Raw genomic sequence first — 22,773 nt, 5'->3', positions numbered from 1 at the left:
GCTATATTTTTTCAATTAACATTCTACTTTTAATGGCATCAAACTCAATTTCTGTACCATTTTTTAAATCATCAACAAAAACTAATTCATTTGTTAATGTTTCTGCTTTAATGTAGTTTTCATTTGCCAATACCGATTCTCTTAAATCATCAGCTTGTAAAATGGTTAATTTTATTTTATCGGTTACTTCTAAACCTGTGTCTTTTCGTGCGTTTTGAATTCTATTAACTAATTCTCTTGCCACACCTTCTTTGCGTAATTCGTCGTTTATTGTAACATCTAAAGCAACTGTTAACCCTTCTGCATTGGCTACTAACCACCCTTCGATATCTTTCGATGAAATCTCCACATCAGCGGTTCCTAAAGTAATCAATTTATCGTTAATTTCCACAGAAATTTCACCTTCTTTTTCTATTTTAATGATATCATCTTGTGTAAATCCTTGTATCTTATTAGCTATCAACTTCATATCTTTACCAAACTTAGGCCCTAAAGCTTTAAAATTTGGTTTGATTTGTTTTACTAAAATCCCTGAAGCATCGTCTAATAACTCTATCTCCTTAACGTTAACTTCTGATTTTATTAAGTCTGCTACTGCTAAAATTTCTTCCTTCTGCGTTGCATCCAATACAGGAATCATAATTTTTTGTAACGGTTGACGTACTTTAATTTTTTCTTTAGCTCTTAAAGATAGTACTAACGAAGATATTGTTTGTGCATTTTCCATTTTACGCTCTAACGACTTATCTACTAAATCAGCATTATATTTAGGAAACTCAGCTATATGTACGCTTTCAAAACTTTCTTTTTCTGTAGCTTTTATTAAATCTTTATACAAACGATCCATAAAGAAAGGTGCTACTGGAGAACCTAATTTAGCTACCGTTAACATACAAGTGTATAACGTTTGATATGCTGAAATTTTATCTTGCGCATATTCTCCTTTCCAAAAACGTCTTCTACATAAACGTACATACCAGTTACTTAAATGATCTTGTACAAAATCAGAAATAGCTCTAGTAGCTTTCGTAGGTTCGTATTCTGCATAGAATTTATCTACCTTTTGAACTAACGTGTTTAATTCAGATAAAATCCAACGGTCTATCTCCGGTCTTTCATTAATAGCTATTTCAGCTTCACTATAGGTGAAGTTATCAATGTTTGCATATAAAGAGAAGAATGAATAGGTATTATATAAAGTTCCGAAGAACTTACGTTTTACTTCTTCTATTCCTGCTAAATCAAATTTTAGGTTATCCCAAGGATTTGCATTTGATATCATATACCAACGTGTAGCATCTGGACCATATTCTGATAACGTAGTAAACGGATCAACAGCATTTCCTAAACGCTTTGACATTTTTTGTCCGTTCTTATCTAACACTAATCCGTTAGACACTACATTTTTATAAGCTACAGAATCAAACACCATAGTTCCGATGGCATGTAATGTATAGAACCATCCACGAGTTTGGTCTACTCCTTCTGCAATAAAGTTAGCTGGATAACTTTCTTTATTATCAATTAATTCTTTGTTTTCAAATGGGTAATGCCATTGTGCATATGGCATAGAACCAGAATCGAACCATACATCAATTAAATCGCTTTCACGCTTCATTGGTTTTCCTGAAGCAGAAACTAAGATAATTTTATCTACTACATTTTTGTGTAAATCGATTTTATCATAGTTATCTTCTGACATATTTCCTACTTCAAAATCAGCAAAAATATCTTCAGACATTACGCCAGCATTAACTGACTTTTGAATCTCTTCTTTTAATTCAGCTACAGAACCGATACAGATTTGCTCTGTTCCGTCTTCAGTACGCCAAATTGGTAATGGAATTCCCCAAAAACGAGAACGTGATAAGTTCCAATCATTCGCATTTTTTAACCAGTTACCAAAACGTCCTTCTCCTGTTGATTTTGGTTTCCAGTTAATAGTTTCGTTTAAATCGAACATTTTATCCTTTACATCGGTTACCTTGATAAACCAAGAATCTAATGGATAGTATAAAATTGGTTTATCAGTACGCCAACAATTCGGGTAACTGTGTACATATTTTTCAACCTTAAAGGCTTTGTTTTCTGTTTTTAGTTGAATTGCTAATTCTACATCTACCGATTTTTCTGGAGCCTCACCATCTGTATAGTATTCATTCTTTACATATTTACCTGCATATTCTCCCATTTCTGGGCGAAACTTCCCTTGTAAATCTACTAATGGAACTGGATTCTCATTTTCATCTAACACCAACATTGGCGGCACTTCTGGAGTTGCTTGTTTTGCAACTAAAGCATCATCAGCACCAAATGTTGGGGCTGTATGTACGATACCTGTACCATCTTCGGTAGTTACAAAATCTCCTGAAATTACTCTAAAAGCATTTTCTGGATTTTGATATGGTAAAGCAAATGGTAATAATTGCTCGTATTTAATACCTACTAAATCTTTTCCTATAAATTCTTTTACAACTGCATATGGAATTTGCTTATCTCCTTCAGCATAATTTGCTAATTCCGCTACATCTTCTACTTGATTAAACTTCTTCCCAGCAAATTGTTTTGATACTAAGTTTTTAGCCAACACCACTTGAATTGGCTCAAATGTATATTGGTTGAATGTTTTAACTAAAACGTATTCTATTTTTGGCCCAACCGTTAATGCTGTATTCGATGGAAGCGTCCACGGAGTCGTTGTCCAAGCTAAAAAGTGTACATCTCCATCAACTTGTAAAAAGTCTGGTAATGTTTCTTTTATCGTTTTAAACTGAGCTACTACTGTAGTATCTGTAACGTCTTGATACGTTCCTGGTTGATTTAACTCATGCGAACTTAATCCTGTTCCTGCTTTTGGTGAATATGGCTGGATTGTATACCCTTTGTATAACAAATCCTTATTATAGATTTGTTTTAACAACCACCAAACCGATTCCATATATTTTGGTTTATAGGTTATATATGGATCCTCCATGTCTACCCAATATCCCATTTTTTGAGTTAGGTCATTCCAAATATCGGTATAACGCATTACAGCTTTTTTACATGCTTCGTTATATTCTTCAACCGTAATTTTGGTTCCGATATCTTCTTTAGTGATTCCTAATTCTTTTTCAACTCCCAATTCTACAGGTAAACCATGCGTATCCCAACCTGCTTTACGCTTAACTTGGTATCCTTTTTGGGTTTTATAACGACAAAAAATATCTTTAATGGCACGTGCCATTACGTGGTGAATTCCTGGTAAACCGTTTGCTGAAGGTGGTCCTTCAAAAAACACAAATGGTTCGTTTCCTTCACGTGTAGTAATACTTTTTTCAAAGATGTTGTTTTCCTCCCAATAGTTTAATATTTCTTCTGCTACTTTTGGTAAATCCAATCCTTTGTATTCAGTAAACTTCTTACTCATTTTGTCGGTTTATTAATTGAATGTGCGAAATTACGTATTTTCTTGTAATTGTTGAATTTGAGATATAAAAAAACACCTCAAAATTGAGGTGTTTTTTACATAATTCTTAATTTTATATGAACATATTAACTAATCCCACGTTCTTTTTTAATTTGTTCGTAAGCAGCCTGTATTTTTTGAAATTTATCTTTAGCTCCTTTTTTATGCTCTTCTCCTAAGTTTTGTAACTTATCTGGGTGATGTTTTTTAGCCATTCTTCTGTAGGCTTTTTTTACTTCATCGTTAGTTGATTCTTTCGTTATCTCTAGCATTTTATAAGCTCCATCAGACTCATCATAAAACATTGCTTTTATTGATGAGTAATCATATTCGTTGATATATAAATAGCTTGCTATTTTTCTAATTTCTTCTTCCTCGACACTAGTTACTTGCCCATCTGCTTTTGCTATTCCAAACAAAAAATGTAATAATTGTAATCGCGTAGCATGCGACATATACTGACGTATTTGTAAGCAAACTTGGCGTGTAGATATTTGTTTTTTTATAATTCCATTAAATAGTTTGAATGCGTGATTTGCACGTTCTTTACCATACATTTTTACAAAGTAAGCACGAACATAATCTAACTCTCGCTTATCTATTTTTCCATCAGATTTTATAACTACTGATGCTAATATTAATAAACTTATTTCAAAGTCACCTGATGTAGCTCTCCCTCTTCTTGGTTGACCTCCAGTCTTTTTTTGATATTCTTGCTGCTCTTGTACAAAATCTTCTACAGAAATTCCATCAATAAGACTTCCTACAGCAAACCCAATTATTGCTCCTATTGGCCCTCCTAATGTAAAGCCAGCTCCAGCTCCAAGCCATTTTGCAAATTTTCCCATTGTTTGTTTTTTAGAGGCTACAAAGATAAAACATTACCTATCTATCTCCATACTTATTTCGAGTTGATTGTTGGCACGAAAAGAAGTATCTTTGCCTTAAATTTTTAATTCAAAAATATGTATCCAGAAGAATTAGTAAAACCAATGCGCGATCAATTAATCGATGCCGGTTTTGAAGCTTTATATACTGCTGAAGATGTTGACAATGCTTTAGCCAAAGAAGGAACTACGTTAGTAATGGTAAACTCTGTTTGTGGATGTGCTGCAGGTACTGCAAGACCTGGTGCTATCGCTTCTTTAGGAGCAGATAAAACTCCTACTAACTTAACTACAGTTTTTGCAGGTGTAGAGAAAGAATCTACAGCGAAGGCAAGAGAATATATGATTCCTTTCCCTCCATCATCTCCTGCAATTGCTTTATTTAAAGATGGTAATTTAGTACACATGTTAGAGCGTCATCATATTGAAGGACGTTCTGCACAAGCTATTGCTCAGAATTTAGCCGCTGCTTACGAAGAGTTTTGTTAATCTTTTTTAAGACACAAGATTTTTAGAATAAAGACAAAAAATCCAGCTATTTGCTGGATTTTTTTATTTTGAGATTCTTCATACAAAATTCAGATTGACTCTTTGATCTTTCTAAAAAAATGTCTTGATTCTTCTGTCTAACAGCAAAGCGGTCTTGGTTCTCTGCTACACCTTCTTAATCACATTAGTTACAACTCCCCAAATAATAAAGTTGTTTTCTTCGGTAATTTTTATAATTGGATAATCTGGATTTTCAGGTTGTAGCCAAACTTCACTACCTTCTACTCGCAGACGTTTTACGGTAAACTCACCATCTAAAAAACATACTGCAATTTTATTATTGGTTGGAGAAATACTTCTATCAATTACCAACAAATCATTATCATCTAAACCTGCACCAATCATCGACTGTCCGCTTACTCTTGCAAAAAAGGTAGCTTCTTTATTTCTAATAAGTTCTTCATCTAACGAAATACGCGTTTCCCTGAAATCATCAGCAGGAGAAGGAAACCCTGCAGAAATACCTGTATCCATTAAAATAGCTCCTTCACTTTCATTTAACTCTTTTGGTAAGAAAAAAGTCAATGCCTCTGATGCTTTTACTGGCTTTAATTTTCGTAACATCTTATTGTTTGTTATTTAACTAAACTTATTTTACCTTAATAATATCGTTAATATTTGTAGTGTATTTGGGCGATAATCGTTCTTGACGCATCTTCCAAGTACGTTGTAAATCTTGATTGGCTAATTTAATCTTATCTGCTTTATAAGTTTGATTAATTTTATCAATCGCACTCATTAAAGAGGCATGCTTCGGATTTTCGCTTGCAAACATATCTATCTGATAATTATCTGAAGGAACCAATCCTGTTACAATTACTCCTGCTCTTTTATACTTTATTCCTTCTTTAAAAATAGTTGTTACCGCTTGTACTGCACTTTTACTTATTGTTAATGTGGAATTTGTTGGATATGGAAACACAACTGTTTTACTCACTCGGTGTTGTTCAGTATCTTTTTTATGATAATCACTTCGTAACAAAACAATCACCATATAACAACTAGAGTTTTGTTTGCGTAATTTTTCTGCGCAACTTACTGCAAAGGTTGAAATTCTTTCTTTAATATTATCTAAATCAGAAAATGTATATTCAAAACTTCGGGTTGTTGCTATTGCTTTCTTATTAGTAGGTTCATCTAATTCTATTTTAGACTCTCCTTCTAAATCTTTTTTCAACTTCCAACCTGTTATAGAAAGATTTTTCAATACCCAATTATCATCTAACTGGGTAAAATCGTATGCTTTTTTACATCCTTTGGCGAGCAACCTCTTCTGTATACCTCTTCCAATTCCCCAAACACTTTCTATAGGAGTCCACTGCAACGCTTTGACTCTTTTTTCTTCGGAGTTTATTACATATACTCCGCCTGTTTCTTTTGGAAATTTACGAGCTATTTTATTGGCTACTTTACTTAACGCTTTTGTTGGTGCAATTCCTACACAGGTTGGAATCCCCGTCCACTTCAATAGTCTTTCTCTAATTTCTTTCCCGTAGGAATTAAAATCATACTCATCAAAACCTTTGAATTGTAAAAAAGCTTCATCAATAGAGTATACTTCTACATCTGGAGAAAATTGTTCTAAAATCTTCATCACCCTAGCACTCATATCACCATATAGTGGATAGTTTGAGGACAGTACCGAGATATTGTTGTTTTTACAGAACTGATCCCACTTAAAAATTGGTGCCCCAAATGGAAGCTGTAACTTTTTTGCTTCATCACTCATTGAAATAACACAACCATCATTATTGCTTAAAATGGCTACTGGTTTTCCTTGCAAATTCGGATTAAAAACCCGTTCGCAAGAAGCATAAAAGTTATTACAATCTACCAACGCATACATAACTGTAAAGGTACAGAATATTGAAAAAATGAACTCTAACTAACTTTCCTTATTTTTGTTTCATGGTTAGAAAATTAAAAATTGACGGAATTGATAAAATCATTATCAAACGCCTTGTTAAAGATGCACGTACACCTATTTTAAGCATTGCTCGAGAAGTGGGTATATCTGGTGCTGCCATTCATCAACGATTACGAAAGTTAGACGAATCGGATTTAATTGATGGTTATAAAATGATATTAAACCCAAAAGCATTAGGGTACACTACTACCGCTTTTGTTGGTGTTTTTTTAGATTCTTCTAGCCTATACTCTTCAGCAATTAAACGTTTAAAAGAAATTCCTGAGATTGTAGAAAGTCACTACACTACTGGTAACTATGCTATTTTCATTAAAATACTGTGTAAAAACAATGAAGACTTAATGCATTTGTTAAATAAGGATATTCAAACCATAAAAGGGGTTTCGAGAACCGAAACTTTTATATCTTTAGACCAACAAATAGATCGACAAATAAAAATTTAAAAACCCCGAATGAACGATTTTATCTTCTACTTTAAAACAGGCTTGTTTCATGTACTAGATTTTAAAGCCTATGACCATATTTTATTCTTAATTGTATTAGCTGTTGTATATCAATTTAAGCAGTGGACAAAAGTTTTATGGTTAATCACTTTATTTACTATTGGACACTCGATAACCTTAGCACTTTCAGCTTATGGAATATTAAATGTCCGAGCAGATTTAATTGAATTTTTAATTCCATTAACCATTTTTATTACTGGATTAATGAATGTATTAACTGCTAAAAAGGCATCAGTAGGAAAAGAAAATCAGAATTTATTTTTTGCTTTATTTTTCGGATTAATTCACGGACTTGGTTTTTCCAACTATTTTAAAATTATGATTGGAAAAACTTCTGATAAATTTTTACCTTTATTAGAATTTGCATTAGGTGTAGAAGTAGCACAAATTATTATTGTATTAGGAATTTTATTAATTGGTGCTTTAGTACAATCAATCTTTAGTGTAAACCGTCGCGATTGGATTTTAATCATGTCTTCTATCGTTATCGGGTTTGCCTTACAAATGATGTTTGACCGAGTTTTTTGGTAAAAAATTAACGCCTAACTAACTCAAATCTAACTACCTTAGCTTATCTAAGAAAAACCACACTGAAAATTTTGAAGAAAAAACAATTAAAATACGACATTGCCTATTTAAAAATGGCAAATGAATGGGGACAACTTTCTCACTGTATTCGTAAAAAAGTAGGTGCCTTAATTGTTAAAGATCGAATGATTATTTCTGATGGTTATAATGGTACTCCTTCTGGTTTTGAAAATTATTGTGAAGATGAAGAAGGATACACCAAATGGTATGTATTACATGCCGAAGCCAATGCTATTTTAAAAGTAGCTTCTTCAACACAATCGTGTAAAGGTGCTACCTTATATATTACACTTTCGCCTTGCCAGCAATGTAGTAAATTAATACATCAAGCAGGAATAAAACGTGTAGTATATGCTAGTGCTTATAAAGACCGATCAGGGTTGGATTTTTTAGAAAAAGCAGGTGTTGAATTGACGTATTTACCTTATGAACAAGAATAATTTACCTATATATTTATCTATTGCTGTAATTTTCGGTATTCTTATCGGAACCTTTTTTAGCAACGGAAACTCAAGTAACCTTATTGGAAAAAGCTCATCAAGCGAACGTAAAATAAAACGCTTGATAGACTATATTCAAAGTGATTATGTTGATGATGTGAATACTGATGAATTACTAGATGGAGCGATTGCCGAAATGTTAGGCAAATTAGACCCACATTCAGTATATATTCCAAAGGAAAACTTACAATTGGTTACCGAAAACATGCAAGGTAATTTTGTTGGTATTGGTGTTCAATTTAGAATGATTGGTGATACCATAACAGTTATTGAACCTATTAAAGGCGGACCAAGTATTGAGGCTGGTATTAAAGCAGGTGACAGAATTTTGCTTGCAGATAAGGATACGCTGCACGGAAAAAAATTACAAACTTCCCAAATAATGAAAGCTTTAAAAGGGAAGCCAAATACCAAAGTAAACTTACAGGTTTACAGAAAAACCAACGATAGTATTTTTGATATTACTATTAATCGTGGCAAGGTAAATATTAAAAGTGTTGATGTTGCATATATGCTAAACGATAGTATTGGTTATATAAAGTTAGATCGTTTTGCCCGTAACACCTATATTGAGTTTAAGTCTTCTCTAAATAAATTACTAACTAAAGGAATGACAGATTTAGTTCTAGATCTTCGTGGAAATGGTGGTGGCTTTATTGATATTGCTAATGATATTGTTGATGAGTTTTTAGAAGATGAAAAGCTGATTGTATTTACAAAAAATAATAAAGGTGATATTGTGGAGTCTTTCGCTACTGATAAAGGAGATTTTGAAAATGGAGGTTTGTATGTATTGATAGATGAAAACTCTGCTTCTGCTTCTGAAATTGTAGCTGGTGCTTTACAAGATAATGACAAAGGTATTATTATTGGCCGTCGTTCTTTTGGAAAAGGATTGGTGCAACAAGAAATGGATTTAGGTGATGGTTCTGCCGTGCGATTAACTACTGCTAGGTATTATACTCCAACAGGGCGATCTATTCAAAAACCTTATAAAAAAGACGCAGATTCAGAAGAATACAGTCACGATTTTGAACATCGATTAGAAAATGGTGAGTTATTTACCAAGGATAGTATTAAAACTGTTGATAGCTTAAAATACACAACTCCTAAAGGAAAAGTGGTATATGGTGGTGGTGGAATTATTCCTGATTATTTTGTAGCAGTCGACACCTCAGCATATATTCCTACAATATTCTTCCGTCCTTTAAATGATTTTGCCTTCTCTTATGTGGACGATAATCGTAAAAAATTGGCTTCACTAACAGTTGAAGATTTTATTAGCAATTTCGATAAAGACAATAAAGTTTCTAACAAATTCTTAGCAGAACTTAAAGACTTCAGACTTTCTGAAAGAACAAAAAACCAGCTTCGTAGTAACTTAAAAGTATTAATAGCTCGTGAACTTTTTAGCGATGAAGGCTTATATAAAGTAGACCAGCAAGATGATAAAATGTTACAAAAAGTGTTTGAGTTAGAACAAAAACAAAATGAATAAAAATATACTTAAACTCATCGGGGTTATTACTTCAATAATATTGACTTATGAATTCTTTAGTTTTATTATAGAGAACTTCATCTACGGATGGAATACCCCTAGCTAAAATCTCTTTTTAACCTAAATTTTAGTTTTAGCATTACTTTGTTATATACATAATAGTAAATTTGTACTACATGTAAATTAATAAAGAGTACGCTACAACGAATGAAAAAATCTGCGAACACAAAAGCAACTATTTTACAACACGCTTTTGAACTTATTTATAAAAAGGGATATCAATCTACCAGTATCGATGAAATAATAGCTACTACTAAAGTTACAAAAGGTGCTTTTTATTATCATTTCAAGAATAAAAAGCAAATGGGAATTGCTGTTATTAAAGAGATAATACAGCCAAAAACTATTGACTTATCTATTAGCTCTCTCTCTTCTTCTAATAGTTTATACGATTCTTTATACACAATGATTGAAGAATTACTTTTACACAACTCTTTTTTAACGATAGAACATGGTTGTCCTCTAGCCAACTTAACTCAAGAAATGTCTCCATTAGACAATGACTTTAAACAGGCTCTTAACGAAGTAAAATCTCTATGGACAGATGCTATTTCTAGTTCTATAATCAAAGAACAACAAAATAATACTTTAAACTCAAGTATTAACGCTGAAGAAGTTGCTGATTTTATCATAGCTAGCTATTGGGGAGCTAGAGCTTTAGGTAAATTAAGCAATAAGACAAGTACTTATACCCATCATTTAAAACAATTAAAACTTTACTTAACTGGTTTAAAATAATATTAGATTTAAAAACATACTAATTAGTATGTTTTTGTTTTATATTTGCTTTGTTCGAAAAAAATAAGCAATGCAAATACATAATAATCATAGTCCTTCTGTACTCAACAGAAAAGAAGTTCAACAATTTAAAAAACTCTTAATTACTTCTAAATTAAAAGAAACTTATGCTAAGTTTTTATATAAAGCTGGCATTAAACCTAAATTAGATTATGATATTAACACTATTGGAATTCCAGACTCTAAACTATCTAAACTGGCTTTAAAAGAGGCAAATGAGTTATGTAACCCAATACTTTTATATCATTCTTATAGAACCTTTTTTTGGTCTGCTGGAATTGCTCTTTCAGAAAAATTACACTACGATAAAGAATTACTTTTTGTATCATCAATGCTGCATGATATCGGTTTAACTGATTCTCACAATCATGTATGTAGTCAACAATGTTTTGCTAATTATGGAGGTTCTTATGCTGATGATTTCGTAAAGAATAATGATACTGAAAATAAAGCTGCTATTATTAAAACTGCTATTGAAATGCACTTATATCCTTCTGTAGATAAAAAGAAATTTGGTAATGAAGCTTATTTACTATCAAAAGGGGCAGCTATGGATGTGATTGGTTCACACTGTTTCCAAGTTCCCACTCCTTTTATTAAAGAAGTTCATAAAACTTATCATAGGAATGGTTTCAAAAAAGATATAATAGAAACTATGGAAACACTGAATCATAAAGAAAATACCAGAGCTGATATTTTGTACAAAATGGGATTTGCTTCTATGGCTTCAAAAAACATGTTAGATTCTAAAAAGTTTAGTTCTTAGGTTTAAACTTTGCTTCCCTCTTACTCTTATACACTTCTTCAATGGTTGGATTTTGAGGGCAGCTTTTTACCTGTTCAAATTCATCTCCAGCTTTCACAAAACCTGTTTGAAGTATTTTAAAATAGACTCCTGGTAAATTTTGTTGCCAAAACTGTTTTACAATTTTCATGTCATTGAAACGCACACCAAGTTTCATGCATGGTTGACGCGGCTTCGTAACTTCAATTATAACCTCTCCCACTTTAAAAGTATCTCCTACATGCAGTTGGCTTTCCTCTAAATCCGAAACAGTCAAGTTTTCACCAAACATTCCAAGTTCCCAATCTAAATTTGGGTATAACTCTTTCCAATATGCATAATGTTTTTCTGAATACGCATATACTGCTTGATCAATACCTCCATGATACTTTCTATCACAGATAGCATCGCCTTTTACCTTTTCAACATCTAAAAAAATAGGAGTTTCAACAGGGAATTTAAAAATACCTGTTGTCACAATTTTTCCTTTCCAATCGATTTCTTTTCTTTCTCCTATGTTAGTAGCTACAATTTTCATTTTATTTTTTATTCAACTAAGAAGTTCTGTAATACATTCGCTATTTTTCTATTATCTGATAGCTGTGGGATTTTATTCTGACCTCCAAACTTCCCTATGGATTTCATATACTCATGAAAACCTCCTTTTTTAACTTTTCTAATGATAAGAGGGCGTAAAATTTTACCTTCAATTAAATCGAAGTAATATACATTTTGCTCTTGCATAGAAGCATCAATCTTAGATGCTAACTCATCCAAATTCTCAGGTTCATTTTCAAACTCAATAAACCACTCATGATATGGTAGTCCACTTTCTGGATTTACTTGCGGGGCTACTGTAAACTCACTTACGTTAACATCTGTTCCTTTTATAGCATCATTTAATGCTTTTTCAACCTCTTTTCCTATTACATGCTCCCCAAAAGCAGAAATAAAGTGTTTTATACGTCCTGTTACTTTTATTCTGTAAGGCTTTAACGAAGTAAACTCAACAGTATCACCAATATTATACCCCCATAAACCAGCAGAAGTGTTTAATATAATCACATAGTTTACTCCTAACTGAACATCTTTTAACGATATTCTTGTTGGGTTCTCATCAAAAAATTCATTTGCTGGAATAAATTCATAAAACATTCCTGAATTTAATTGTAGCAACATACCTTTTTCGGTTTGCGAATCTTGATATGCAATAAATCCTTCGGATGCAGGATATAACTCTACATAGTCTATTTTTTTTCCTATCAACGCTTCAAACTTATTCTTGTAAGGCTCGAAATTTACTCCACCATACACGAAAAAATTAAAATTTGGAAAGAGTTCAGAAACATTCTTACCTGTTTTCTCCTTTAAGCGTTCAAAATACATTTGTACCCACGACGGAATTCCGCTTATCACCGTCATATTCTCTTGTAATGTTTCTTCAACTACTTTATCTACTTTGGTATCCCAATCTTCAATACAGTTAGTTTCCCAACTCGGTAAACGGTTTTTTAAGAGGTAATTTGGAACATAATGTGCTGCTATTCCACTTAAACGTCCTAATTTCACTCCGTTTTTATCTTCTAAAACTGGACTTCCTTGTAAAAAAATCATCTTCCCATCAACAAAACTAGCGTCGTTTGTTTCTGTTATATAAAACAACAAAGCATTTCGAGCTGCTTTAATATGCGTTGGCATAGATTCTTTACTTATAGGAATGTATTTTGCTCCTGAAGTTGTTCCTGAAGTTTTAGCAAAATACAAAGGCTTTCCTTTCCACAAAACATTTTCTTCTCCTGCTACAACTCTATCTACATAATGACGCAAGCCTTCATAATCGTTAATTGGGACTCTTTTTTTAAAATCTTCGTAATTATTGATTGATATAAAATCGTGATCTTTTCCAAATGCTGTTTTACATCCTTCAGTAATCAAATATTCAAAAACTTTTTCTTGAGTTTTGTGTGGGTTGTTTGCCCATTTATATACTTGTTTACGAACAATTTTCGCAAATGGAATTGCTAGTATTGATTTTATGCTCATTCTCTTTTTTTTCTTTTTTACTGAAAATCTATATAGTTTGTTGGATTTACTGGAAATCCGTTATTCCACAACTCAAAATGTAAATGAGGGCCTGTGGTTAGTTCTCCTGTAGAACCTACGCTTGCAATTGCTTCTCCCGATTTTACAACATCTCCTTGTTGTTTTAATAAGGTTCCGTTATGCTTATAAACTGAAATAAACTCGTTAGAATGTTGTATGGTTATTACATATCCTGTTTCTGCTGTCCATTCTGCTAAAATAACCGTACCGTCTGCAACAGCTTTTACAGGTGTACCTGTTTTTGCTACAATATCGATCGCATAATGTTTATCATTAACATCAAATGGTTGCGAAATGCTTCCTGTTAATGGGGAAAAGAATACATTTTTAACTCTATTTGCTCCTCCATTATACAAAGGAAATAAGTCTTTACTCTCAACTTTTTCTCTAAACAAAGAATCCTCCTTTGATGCTTGTAATTTACTTTCATCAAAAGCTATCGTTTTCATTTCTTTTGTTATAGAGTCTATCTTTTCTGGCTCTATTTCTCCTGTTAAAACAGGCTTTAAAGCTTTTGTATAACCTTCAAGAACCGACAACCTAGTTTTTAACGAATCTGTCTCATATGTTAATCGAGTGGCTTTCTTTTTTAAAGCTGTTGAAGAGTATCCTGGTATGTATTCTCGTATACCTGTGAATGCAATTAACAAAGTGGTAAGTACAATAAGAAGTACAGAAAATACTCCTCCAAATACAAAAACGTTTAACCGTGATAACTTTAAAGAAAACCGTTCTTGAAACGTATCTTCATTTATAATTACTAAGCGATATTTATCCGTAAGTTTTTGTTTAAGCTTTCGCTTTTTTTTATTTTTTGCCACGTCTTATATTTGTTTGGATTTCAAATATACAACGAAAAAACGGCGAAACTATTTTTTATAAAAATTCATCTCATCTATATACTTCCACACCTTATCAGACAACAAAGGTTTACAGTTTTTTCCTTCATTTATAGCATTGCGAATCATGGTTGAAGATATTTGTACAATAGGAGCTTCTACTCTGTGAATTTTCTTATGATCTTTAAATTGATTTTCTACCACGCCGTTTGATACTCTTGGGTAAACATAAATATCATAATCTTCTAAAATAACTTCATAGTTCTTCCATTTATGTAAACTTTTCAGATTGTCTTCTCCCATGATTAAACAAAACTTATAATTAGGAAACTTTTCTGAAATATGAACTAATGTGTTTATAGTATAATTTGGTTGTGGTAGGTTAAACTCAATATCTGATGGTTGAATTTTCTCATATTCCGCAGTTGCTAAATACACCATTTCTAAACGATGATGATTCTCTAACAGTGAGCTTTTCTTTTTAAAAGGGTTATGAGGCGTAACAACCATCCAGATTTCATCTAAATCTGAGTTTTCAACTAGGTGATTGGCTATGATTAAGTGCCCAATATGAATTGGATTAAAAGTTCCGAAGTATAATCCGATGTTTTTCATATTTATTGATACTAGACTTATTCTTTATCCGTTTTTCACTTCCTTTTCTATTCCTAAAAAATCATCTACTAAATCTTCTGCTTCTTGTAAAGCAACTGGTAAATCGTAATTTTTAATGATTTTATCAAACTGTGGTGCTGTTGCTAATTCTACTGATGCTTTAGCAATACGCATGTTAATTTTATCTTCACTTTCAGTACTTCTTTTCTTCAAACGAATTTTCAATTCATCAACACTAGGTGGCTTTACAAAAACAGCTAAGGTTTCTTCTGGAAATTTCTTCTTAATACGTAAACCTCCAACTACATCAATATCAAAAATTACATGTTTTCCTTGTGCCCAAATTCGTTCAACTTCAGTTTTTAAAGTTCCATAAAAGTTATCACGATATACTTCTTCCCACTCTAAAAACTCATCATTTTTTATTTTCTGCTTGAACTCTTTTGCTGATATAAAATAATAATCTTTTCCATCAACTTCTTCTCCTCTTGGTGCTCTAGATGTAGCAGAGATAGAAAACTCCAAATTAAAACGTTCTTGCGCCAATAAATGACGTACAATAGTGGTTTTACCTGAACCTGATGGTGCTGAAAACACAAATAATTTCCCTTTAAAATCTTTCGACATTTTTATAAAACGTTTAAAATTTGCTCTTTTATTTTTTCTAACTCGTCTTTCATTTGGATAACTAATTTTTGCATTGGTGCAAAATTAGCTTTTGATCCTGTTGTGTTGATTTCTCTTCCAATTTCCTGCACAATAAATCCTAATTTTTTTCCATTTGAATCTTGAGTTGCTAATTGCTGCAAGAAATATTCTAAGTGATTAGCTAAACGTACTTTTTCTTCGTTAATATCTAACTTTTCTAAATAGTAGATTAGCTCTTGTTCAAAACGATTTTCATCAACCTCAACTTTTAAATCAGTCAACGCTTTTTGTAAACGCTCCTTAACATGCTCAATTCTATCACCGTCTAACTTTTTAACTTCTTCTAAAGCTGATTGAATATTTAATATTCTGGTTTTAAAATCTTCTTCTAACGATTTTGCTTCGTCAGTTCTATATTGGATAATTTCTTTTAAAGCCTCATCAATATGAGCTTCAATTTGCTTCCATTCTTCTTCATCTAACTCTTCACGTTCAGTTTTTAATGCATCTGGCATTCTAACAGCCATTTTCATTAACTCAACATCATCAGAAGTTCCTACTTGAGTTACATTTCTTAATTGTTGCATGTACTCTCGTACTACACCTGTATTTACAGTAGTTGAAGTTTCATCTGCAGTCATTTCTACATAAATAGAGAAGTCTACTTTACCACGTACTAAATTGCTTGCTAGTTTTTTTCGAACACTTAACTCCTTTTCTCTATAATATGAAGGAATTCTTGTATTTAAATCTAAATTTTTACTGTTTAAAGATTTAATTTCGATTGTTACTTTTTTAGAGGGTAAATGTAGTACGGATTTACCGTAACCCGTCATTGACTGTATCATAACTTCGGTTTAATAATCCGCAAAGATACGTTTATTTATTGGGAGTTTCTGTTGGGCGTTTGGTTACTAAAAATACTCCTAAAAAGATTAATAATGCTGCCCCTATTTTAACCATATCTAAATGATCGCTTCCTACTATTAATGCATAAATAGCAGCTACTACAGGTTGCAAATACATAAAAACACTTACTGTAGTTGGTTTAAGTTTTGATAATGCAAATAAGTTAAACAAGTATGTAATACAAGTAGTAAATAACACCACAAAACCTGCTTTTAAGAAAATTGACATTGGCATTGTTTGCCATTGTACTTCTAACAATTCAAAAAAACCAAAAGGAAGTACCATTATTAATCCAAATAGATATAACCACTTTACAAAAACAATAGGGTTATATTTTGCTATTAGTTTTTTGGTAACAACTAAATACATACCATATGATGCTGCATTAATAAATACTAAAAAATTCCCTAAAACCATATTAGTTGCATCTCCTTTAAGTGGATTTCCATAAGCTATTAAAATTATGGCTCCTATCATACCAACAATAACCCCTACAATTTTTCTTAAAATTAGTTTCTCTTTTAAAAGAATACTCGCAAAAATCAACACTAAAATAGGCGTAGTTACCATCATTACCGATGCATTGATTGGTGTAGTATAACTTAGTCCCTTAAAAAAAGTTAGCATATTAAAAGCAATTCCAAAAAAAGCAGCCATTGCCACTCTTTTGTAATCTTCTTTTTCAATAGATGGTGATTTTACGAAAAACCCTAATAACCAAAAAATCAAGGCAGCTCCTCCGACACGAAGTAATATAAAACCAAAAGGTTGAATATATCCTTCCATCACTTCCTTAGCAACAGTAAAAGTAACTCCGTAGATAAGTGTCGCAATAGATGCCGCAGTAAGTGCTAACGCTCTTTGGTTCATTTTTATGGTTTTAAAAACAGGTGCAAAGATGATGATAATTTTATTCTTTTTTACTACTATTTTATCCTACACTCACCTTTAAATACCTACTTATATAAATTAAAAAAGCACTGCAAATGCAGTGCTTTTCCCTTTGGTTGATTAACTTTTGATTAGTCCACTAAAGGTGGTATTCTTAATACTTGTCCTGGGTAAATTTTATCAGGATGAGTAAGCATTGGTTTGTTTGCTTCAAAAATTACTGGGTACTTCATAGCATCACCATAAAATTCTTTTGCAATTTTACTTAATGAATCTCCACTTACTACTGTATGGAACTGAGCCATAGCAGCTTCTTCGATAACCTCAACCTCTTTAACTGTCATGTTATCTTCTACAGAAGCAATACCTTCTGTATTTCCTACCACTAAAACTACTTTTTCTTTAGTAGCTAAATCTTCTGCTACTCCTGCTACTGTAGCTTTATCATCATCTACATTAATAGCTAAATTTTCAACAGAAAGCTCCAGTTTATTTACAGCATCTACTAATTTTGCAGCTTTATCAGCAGCTTCTTCTTCAGTTGTTTTTCCGATACCGAAAACTTTTGCTCCGGCGTTTTTAATAAATGAAAAAATTCCCATTCTCTTTTTTGATTTTTGTTAATATTCTTTTTACTATCTGACTAATATACAATTTTTATACCAGCTTTTTTATTCTACAATAATTTTAAAACTAAAAAAGCACCCAAATTTGGGTGCTTATTATATTATGTTTATTGTCTACTCTTTACTAAAAGAATTCCAACCTTGTGCTTTTAACTCAATTTCCTGATTAGCACGTGTTACCAAATTCATTCCTTCATTTTCTTCGGTAATATGACCAATAACTGTTAAGTTAGGATTTCCCTTTATTTTATCATAATCATCTATAGAAACCGTAAATAATAACTCATAATCTTCTCCACCACTTAAAGCTATCATAGTACTATCCATATTAAACTCTTCAGAAGTAGAAATTACTTGAGGGTCTAATGGCAACTTGTCTTCATAAATCTTACATCCTGTTTTACTCTGTGTACAGATATGCATAATTTCAGAAGATAATCCATCAGAAATATCAATCATAGAAGTTGGTTTTACTTCTAACTCCTCTAATAACTTAGGAATATCTTTACGCGCCTCTGGCTTTAACTGACGTTCTATTATATAGGTATATTTATCTAAGTCTGGTTGATTTTGAGGGTTTACCTGGAAAACTTGCTTTTCACGCTCCAATACTTGTAAACCTAAATACGCTCCTCCTAAATCACCCGAAACAACAATTAAATCAGTAGCCTTAGCTCCATTTCTATATACAACATCTTCTTTGTTGGCTTTACCAATAGCTGTAACAGAAATTAAAATTCCTTTTGTTGAAGATGTAGTATCTCCTCCAACCAAATCTACTTTATATGTATCACAGGCTAATTGTATTCCTGCATATAATTCTTCTATAGCTTCTAATGGAAAACGATTAGAAACTGCAATTGACACTGTAATTTGTTCTGCATCAGCATTCATTGCATACACATCTGATAAATTAACCATTACCGCTTTGTATCCTAAATGCTTAAGAGGCATATAACTCAAATCGAAATGTACACCTTCAACTAATAAATCTGTAGTTATTACAGTTTCTTTATCTGATGCACTAATTACAGCTGCATCATCTCCCACACCTTTAACTGTTGAAGAATGATACATTTTAAAATGCTTTGTTAAATGGTTTATTAACCCAAACTCTCCAAGCTCAGCTAACGAAGTTCTTTCTTGATTTTTATCTTCTAACATGCTGCAAAGATAACGACTAACTAACAAAAAGAACTATTTTGCTTAAGGTAATCTATACAAAATAAAAATAGGGTTTTGCAGTTTTTGTATGTTATATAAATAGTTAATTACTTAATTTAGTGATTTTAAACCCCGATTTATGAAAAACTTTAAAATTCTATTTGTTTTAGCTGGGATGTTGTTTTTAACTTCTTGCTCGTCATCTTCAAATGAAACCCCAATAGAAACCAATAAAAGTACCTGTTCTAATGGTAAAGCTGGAATTTACCCTTGTGACAACTATGATTTGTTATTGAATATTCCACTAAGTACTTTTAATGCAATTAGTGGAAGTGATTGCTGGGGATGGACCGATGAAGCAACCAATAAAGAATACGCTATTATGTGTGTAGACAACGGAACTGTTTTTGTAGACATTACGGATACAGAAAATCCTGTTTATTTAGGTAAACTCCCTACAGCAACTATAAGTGAGGATTGGTGGGATGTGAAAGTTTATAACAATTATGCTTTTATTGTTAGTGAAGCAACAAACCATGGCATGCAGGTATTTGACCTAACAAAGCTTAGAAACGTTTCAAACCCTCCAATTACATTTACAGCAGATAAACACTTTACTGATTTTGGTAGCGCTCATAACATAGTTATTAATGAAAAATCAGGTTATGCTTACCCTGTTGGTACAAATAAAGCGGGAACTTATAAAGGAGGCCCTTTGTTTATCAACATACAAAACCCTCTAAACCCAATAAGTGAAGGTGGTTGGGGAATGGACAACTACAGCCATGATGCGCAAGCAGTAACCTATAATGGACCAGACACAGACTATACAGGCAGAGAAATATTAATAGGGAGTAACGAAAATGAAGTTGTTATTGTAGACATCACCGATAAGTCTAACCCTGTAAACATTTCTAAAATATCATATTCAAACGTTGGTTATACACATCAAGGTTGGTTTACTGAAGATCAAAAATATTTTATTTTAGGAGATGAATTAGATGAGCAAAAATTCGGAAATAACACAAGAACAATTATTTTTGATTTTTCTGATTTAGACAACCCAAAACAACATTTTACATACACAGGACCTACAAAAGCTATTGATCATAATGGATATATTAATGGTAGTACTATTTATTTAGCAAACTATAACGCTGGAGTACGCTTTATTGATGTTTCCAGTATTGAAAGTAAAAACATTTCTGAGGTAGGATATTTTGATACTCATCCAGAAAATAACAATGCAGACTTTAATGGAGTTTGGAGTGTATACCCATTCCTAAAAAGTGGAAAAGTTGTTGTGAGTGATATTAATAGAGGTTTATTTATTCTTAAAAAACAATAAATGCTCAAGCAACTTTCACTATTACTTTTTATATTAACTATTTACAGTTGTAGTAAAGATGATGGCATACGTTTTAATTCCTCATCAAAAACTCCTGAAGTCAGCTTAGTCAAAACTCTTGGAGGTTCTGTAAACGAAAGTGGCAGAAGTGTAATAAGTACTTCCGATGGCGGCTATATTGTCGCTGGATATACTCAGAGTATTGATGGAGATATAGAAACCACTCGAAATACAATTCAATATGATTTTTGGCTTTTAAAATTTGATGCAAATAACAATCTTCAATGGCAAAAGACCTATGGAGATTCAAAAGACGACAAAGCATTTAAAATTATTCAAACAAATGATAATGGCTTTGCTATTGTTGGTTACGGAAAAAGTGATGACGGAGACGTAGATACAAACGAAGGGTTTGATGATGTTTGGATTCTCAAGCTAGATAGTAATGGTACAATAATCTGGAAAAAAACTACTGGTTTCTCAGGAGTTGACCAAGGTTTTTCTATCATTCAAACTTCTGATGGTGGTTATTTTATTGGAGGTATTCTTGACGTTACAGCATCAGGTGGTTTAGGAAATTCAAAACAAGCAGCAAAGCATGCTGGTGGAGACTACTGGGGGATTAAGCTTAATCCTAGTGGAGATATTGAATGGAGAAAATATTTTGGAGGAACAAACACTGATACTTGCTACGATGTAGCAGAAACTACTAACGGCTATCTATTAATCGGCTCTTCTGACAGCAATGATGTAGACATAAAAAACAACAAAGGCTCTTACGACTTTTGGATTGTTAAAACTGACAAAAGCGGAAATTTACTTTGGGAAAAATCTTTTGGTGGTACAGAAATTGATGAAGCTAGAGCAGTAACAAAAACTAATGATGGGAACTTTATTATTGTTGGGGATACACGTAGCTCTGATAAAGATATTTCCCAAAACAATGGTGGTGCTGATTTATGGGTAATCAAAATAACAAGTCAAGGTGAATTACTTTGGCAAAGAAGTTATGGAGGTTCTAGTTTTGATGTTGGTCGATCAATTAAAAAAACATTAAACGGAGATTTTTTAATATCTGGAAGTTCTAGAAGTGCTGACAACAACTTTACCAATAAAGGTCAAAATGACGCATTAATTATGAAAATTAATTCAAATGGAGACCTTCTATGGCAAACAACAGTTGGAGGTACAGAAATAGATTTTTGTTACGATGCTGTTGAATTAACAAACGGAAATATTATTGCTGTGGGTGAAAGCAGTAGCAATAATCAAGATATAACAACAAACAAAGGTTTTTCAGACCTATTAATTATCAAACTAAAATAATAAATGAAATATTTTTTAACTTTCTTTCTTAGTGCATTACTTTTTTCTTGTAGCTCAGATAATGATGAGTCTATAAAAGAAGTTTCAGTAAAACTAAAATTTAGTCAAAACTGGGATGGAACTGTAATTGAAAAATCTGATTTAGAGAACACCGAGTTTACCAACAAAACAGGAAGTAAACTTTCTATAAGCAGACTACGCTATTTAATATCACGCATTAGTCTTGTTAATGGAGCAGGAGACACAACCAAGTTTGATAGTTATAAATTAATAGATGTAAGTAAACCTGACAGTTTAACCTATGCTCTTTCTAAAAAAGTATCAGAAGGAAGTTATAAGCTACTTTTTACTTTCGGTTTCAATAATGATGATAATAAAAGCGGAGTATATCCAGACCTAAACTCTGCTGATTGGAATGTACCAGATATGATGGGTGGAGGATATCACTTCATGCAACTAGATGGTAAATACAAAGACACTTTAGGGGTAGAAAATCCGTACAATTTTCACGCTGTAAGAGCTTACGACAAAGAAAAAGACTCTATCCTAGATACTTCTTTTGGAGTTGAAACTGGTTCTATTCTCTTAAAAAGCAATGCTACTATAGAAGTTAAAATGAATGTAGCAGGGTGGTTTAAAAGTCCTAATGACTGGGATTTAAACGACAAAAGCATTAATTTAATGCCTGATTTTGAAGCTCAGAAAGAAATATCAGAAAACGGTAAAAGTGGTGTATTTAGTTTAGGACCTATTTCTCAATAA

23 protein-coding genes are annotated in these 22,773 nt (G+C 32.3%); 10 read left to right on the top strand and 13 right to left on the bottom strand.

Annotated elements, in window-relative coordinates:
* Position 1: 1 nt before the first annotated feature.
* Together ileS and C8N27_RS15260 are read right to left on the bottom strand one after the other, a co-directional pair.
* On the bottom strand, positions 2 to 3,409 hold the full coding sequence (ileS, locus tag C8N27_RS15265; RefSeq protein WP_121148613.1) for an isoleucine--tRNA ligase: 3,408 nt from the start codon (positions 3,407 to 3,409) through the stop codon (positions 2 to 4).
* A gap of 125 nt (positions 3,410 to 3,534) precedes the next feature.
* Complete coding sequence (locus tag C8N27_RS15260) at positions 3,535 to 4,296, bottom strand: TerB family tellurite resistance protein (RefSeq protein ID WP_099214648.1); 762 nt, start codon at positions 4,294 to 4,296, stop codon at positions 3,535 to 3,537.
* 117 nt (positions 4,297 to 4,413) lie between these two features.
* Here C8N27_RS15260 and C8N27_RS15255 point away from each other — a divergent pair, with 117 nt between their 5' ends.
* Positions 4,414 to 4,824 (top strand): BrxA/BrxB family bacilliredoxin, encoded by a 411-nt coding sequence (locus tag C8N27_RS15255; protein WP_099214649.1) that lies wholly within the window; start codon positions 4,414 to 4,416, stop codon positions 4,822 to 4,824.
* Positions 4,825 to 4,989: 165 nt separating this feature from the next.
* On the opposite strand, the gene C8N27_RS15250 is transcribed toward C8N27_RS15255, so the two are convergent.
* Together C8N27_RS15250 and C8N27_RS15245 are read right to left on the bottom strand one after the other, a co-directional pair.
* Positions 4,990 to 5,448: a LexA family protein gene (locus C8N27_RS15250; RefSeq protein WP_121148611.1), complete on the bottom strand. Its 459-nt coding sequence runs from the start codon at positions 5,446 to 5,448 to the stop codon at positions 4,990 to 4,992.
* Positions 5,449 to 5,473: 25 nt separating this feature from the next.
* Positions 5,474 to 6,730: a Y-family DNA polymerase gene (locus C8N27_RS15245; RefSeq protein ID WP_121148609.1), complete on the bottom strand. Its 1,257-nt coding sequence runs from the start codon at positions 6,728 to 6,730 to the stop codon at positions 5,474 to 5,476.
* Between the two features lie 62 nt (positions 6,731 to 6,792).
* Between C8N27_RS15245 and C8N27_RS15240 the strand changes: the two genes are divergently transcribed.
* From C8N27_RS15240 to C8N27_RS15215, 6 genes are all read left to right on the top strand, one after another.
* Entirely contained in the window at positions 6,793 to 7,254 is a 462-nt protein-coding gene (locus C8N27_RS15240; protein ID WP_047789927.1) for an Lrp/AsnC ligand binding domain-containing protein, read from the top strand.
* A gap of 9 nt (positions 7,255 to 7,263) precedes the next feature.
* Positions 7,264 to 7,845: a HupE/UreJ family protein gene (locus C8N27_RS15235; RefSeq protein WP_099214652.1), complete on the top strand. Its 582-nt coding sequence runs from the start codon at positions 7,264 to 7,266 to the stop codon at positions 7,843 to 7,845.
* A gap of 65 nt (positions 7,846 to 7,910) precedes the next feature.
* Complete coding sequence (locus C8N27_RS15230) at positions 7,911 to 8,342, top strand: deoxycytidylate deaminase (RefSeq protein ID WP_099214653.1); 432 nt, start codon at positions 7,911 to 7,913, stop codon at positions 8,340 to 8,342.
* A complete protein-coding gene (locus C8N27_RS15225) occupies positions 8,329 to 9,900 on the top strand; it encodes a S41 family peptidase (RefSeq protein WP_121148607.1) in 1,572 nt (523 codons plus the stop codon). The genes C8N27_RS15230 and C8N27_RS15225 overlap by 14 nt, the downstream gene beginning before the upstream one ends.
* 207 nt (positions 9,901 to 10,107) lie before the next feature.
* Complete coding sequence (locus tag C8N27_RS15220) at positions 10,108 to 10,698, top strand: TetR/AcrR family transcriptional regulator (RefSeq protein WP_121148605.1); 591 nt, start codon at positions 10,108 to 10,110, stop codon at positions 10,696 to 10,698.
* 70 nt (positions 10,699 to 10,768) lie between these two features.
* Positions 10,769 to 11,524: an HD domain-containing protein gene (locus tag C8N27_RS15215; RefSeq protein WP_121148603.1), complete on the top strand. Its 756-nt coding sequence runs from the start codon at positions 10,769 to 10,771 to the stop codon at positions 11,522 to 11,524.
* Here the strand turns inward: C8N27_RS15215 and C8N27_RS15210 are convergent.
* The 9 genes from C8N27_RS15210 to thiL all read right to left on the bottom strand — a co-directional run bounded on the left by C8N27_RS15210 (position 11,514) and on the right by thiL (position 19,337).
* A complete protein-coding gene (locus C8N27_RS15210) occupies positions 11,514 to 12,080 on the bottom strand; it encodes an MOSC domain-containing protein (RefSeq protein WP_121148601.1) in 567 nt (188 codons plus the stop codon). The two genes, C8N27_RS15215 and C8N27_RS15210, sit on opposite strands and share 11 nt — an antisense overlap.
* Positions 12,081 to 12,088: 8 nt before the next feature.
* A complete protein-coding gene (locus C8N27_RS15205) occupies positions 12,089 to 13,585 on the bottom strand; it encodes a GH3 auxin-responsive promoter family protein (RefSeq protein WP_099214658.1) in 1,497 nt (498 codons plus the stop codon).
* 17 nt (positions 13,586 to 13,602) lie between these two features.
* Positions 13,603 to 14,466, bottom strand: a complete 864-nt coding sequence (locus tag C8N27_RS15200) for a M23 family metallopeptidase (protein WP_099214659.1) — start codon at positions 14,464 to 14,466, stop codon at positions 13,603 to 13,605.
* Between the two features lie 48 nt (positions 14,467 to 14,514).
* Positions 14,515 to 15,099, bottom strand: a complete 585-nt coding sequence (gene nadD / locus C8N27_RS15195) for a nicotinate (nicotinamide) nucleotide adenylyltransferase (protein WP_121148599.1) — start codon at positions 15,097 to 15,099, stop codon at positions 14,515 to 14,517.
* Positions 15,100 to 15,123: 24 nt separating this feature from the next.
* The gene (gene gmk, locus C8N27_RS15190; RefSeq protein WP_099214661.1) at positions 15,124 to 15,726 is read right to left on the bottom strand and encodes a guanylate kinase; all 603 of its coding nucleotides are present in this window, start codon (positions 15,724 to 15,726) and stop codon (positions 15,124 to 15,126) included.
* Positions 15,727 to 15,728: 2 nt separating this feature from the next.
* Positions 15,729 to 16,595 (bottom strand): YicC/YloC family endoribonuclease, encoded by an 867-nt coding sequence (locus C8N27_RS15185; protein ID WP_237270770.1) that lies wholly within the window; start codon positions 16,593 to 16,595, stop codon positions 15,729 to 15,731.
* A gap of 31 nt (positions 16,596 to 16,626) precedes the next feature.
* The gene (locus C8N27_RS15180; protein WP_121148597.1) at positions 16,627 to 17,526 is read right to left on the bottom strand and encodes a DMT family transporter; all 900 of its coding nucleotides are present in this window, start codon (positions 17,524 to 17,526) and stop codon (positions 16,627 to 16,629) included.
* Between the two features lie 152 nt (positions 17,527 to 17,678).
* On the bottom strand, positions 17,679 to 18,149 hold the full coding sequence (gene lysM / locus C8N27_RS15175; RefSeq protein ID WP_099214664.1) for a peptidoglycan-binding protein LysM: 471 nt from the start codon (positions 18,147 to 18,149) through the stop codon (positions 17,679 to 17,681).
* Positions 18,150 to 18,287: 138 nt separating this feature from the next.
* Entirely contained in the window at positions 18,288 to 19,337 is a 1,050-nt protein-coding gene (thiL, locus tag C8N27_RS15170; RefSeq protein WP_121148595.1) for a thiamine-phosphate kinase, read from the bottom strand.
* A 139-nt stretch (positions 19,338 to 19,476) separates the two neighbouring features.
* Here thiL and C8N27_RS15165 point away from each other — a divergent pair, with 139 nt between their 5' ends.
* Genes C8N27_RS15165 through C8N27_RS15155 form a run of 3 tightly spaced genes read left to right on the top strand, consistent with a single transcriptional unit; the run spans position 19,477 to position 22,773 of the window.
* Entirely contained in the window at positions 19,477 to 20,685 is a 1,209-nt protein-coding gene (locus tag C8N27_RS15165; RefSeq protein WP_121148593.1) for a choice-of-anchor B family protein, read from the top strand.
* Positions 20,686 to 22,011: a hypothetical protein gene (locus C8N27_RS15160; protein ID WP_121148591.1), complete on the top strand. Its 1,326-nt coding sequence runs from the start codon at positions 20,686 to 20,688 to the stop codon at positions 22,009 to 22,011.
* 3 nt (positions 22,012 to 22,014) lie between these two features.
* A complete protein-coding gene (locus C8N27_RS15155) occupies positions 22,015 to 22,773 on the top strand; it encodes an MbnP family protein (RefSeq protein ID WP_121148589.1) in 759 nt (252 codons plus the stop codon).

It is taken from the genome of Tenacibaculum discolor (assembly GCF_003664185.1).
Taxonomy (GTDB): Bacteria; Bacteroidota; Bacteroidia; order Flavobacteriales; family Flavobacteriaceae; genus Polaribacter; species Polaribacter discolor.
This window is presented reverse-complemented; position numbering and strand designations above follow the sequence as displayed.

Coding starts and splice junctions, on each gene's coding strand:
- ileS (WP_121148613.1), bottom strand. CDS start 3,409: ATGAGTAAGAAGTTTACTGAATACAAAGGATTGGATTTACCAAAAGTA.
- C8N27_RS15260 (WP_099214648.1), bottom strand. CDS start 4,296: ATGGGAAAATTTGCAAAATGGCTTGGAGCTGGAGCTGGCTTTACATTA.
- C8N27_RS15255 (WP_099214649.1), top strand. CDS start 4,414: ATGTATCCAGAAGAATTAGTAAAACCAATGCGCGATCAATTAATCGAT.
- C8N27_RS15250 (WP_121148611.1), bottom strand. CDS start 5,448: ATGTTACGAAAATTAAAGCCAGTAAAAGCATCAGAGGCATTGACTTTT.
- C8N27_RS15245 (WP_121148609.1), bottom strand. CDS start 6,730: ATGTATGCGTTGGTAGATTGTAATAACTTTTATGCTTCTTGCGAACGG.
- C8N27_RS15240 (WP_047789927.1), top strand. CDS start 6,793: ATGGTTAGAAAATTAAAAATTGACGGAATTGATAAAATCATTATCAAA.
- C8N27_RS15235 (WP_099214652.1), top strand. CDS start 7,264: ATGAACGATTTTATCTTCTACTTTAAAACAGGCTTGTTTCATGTACTA.
- C8N27_RS15225 (WP_121148607.1), top strand. CDS start 8,329: ATGAACAAGAATAATTTACCTATATATTTATCTATTGCTGTAATTTTC.
- C8N27_RS15220 (WP_121148605.1), top strand. CDS start 10,108: ATGAAAAAATCTGCGAACACAAAAGCAACTATTTTACAACACGCTTTT.
- C8N27_RS15215 (WP_121148603.1), top strand. CDS start 10,769: ATGCAAATACATAATAATCATAGTCCTTCTGTACTCAACAGAAAAGAA.
- C8N27_RS15210 (WP_121148601.1), bottom strand. CDS start 12,080: ATGAAAATTGTAGCTACTAACATAGGAGAAAGAAAAGAAATCGATTGG.
- C8N27_RS15205 (WP_099214658.1), bottom strand. CDS start 13,585: ATGAGCATAAAATCAATACTAGCAATTCCATTTGCGAAAATTGTTCGT.
- nadD (WP_121148599.1), bottom strand. CDS start 15,099: ATGAAAAACATCGGATTATACTTCGGAACTTTTAATCCAATTCATATT.
- gmk (WP_099214661.1), bottom strand. CDS start 15,726: ATGTCGAAAGATTTTAAAGGGAAATTATTTGTGTTTTCAGCACCATCA.
- C8N27_RS15185 (WP_237270770.1), bottom strand. CDS start 16,595: ATGATACAGTCAATGACGGGTTACGGTAAATCCGTACTACATTTACCC.
- C8N27_RS15180 (WP_121148597.1), bottom strand. CDS start 17,526: ATGAACCAAAGAGCGTTAGCACTTACTGCGGCATCTATTGCGACACTT.
- lysM (WP_099214664.1), bottom strand. CDS start 18,149: ATGGGAATTTTTTCATTTATTAAAAACGCCGGAGCAAAAGTTTTCGGT.
- thiL (WP_121148595.1), bottom strand. CDS start 19,337: ATGTTAGAAGATAAAAATCAAGAAAGAACTTCGTTAGCTGAGCTTGGA.
- C8N27_RS15165 (WP_121148593.1), top strand. CDS start 19,477: ATGAAAAACTTTAAAATTCTATTTGTTTTAGCTGGGATGTTGTTTTTA.
- C8N27_RS15160 (WP_121148591.1), top strand. CDS start 20,686: ATGCTCAAGCAACTTTCACTATTACTTTTTATATTAACTATTTACAGT.
- C8N27_RS15155 (WP_121148589.1), top strand. CDS start 22,015: ATGAAATATTTTTTAACTTTCTTTCTTAGTGCATTACTTTTTTCTTGT.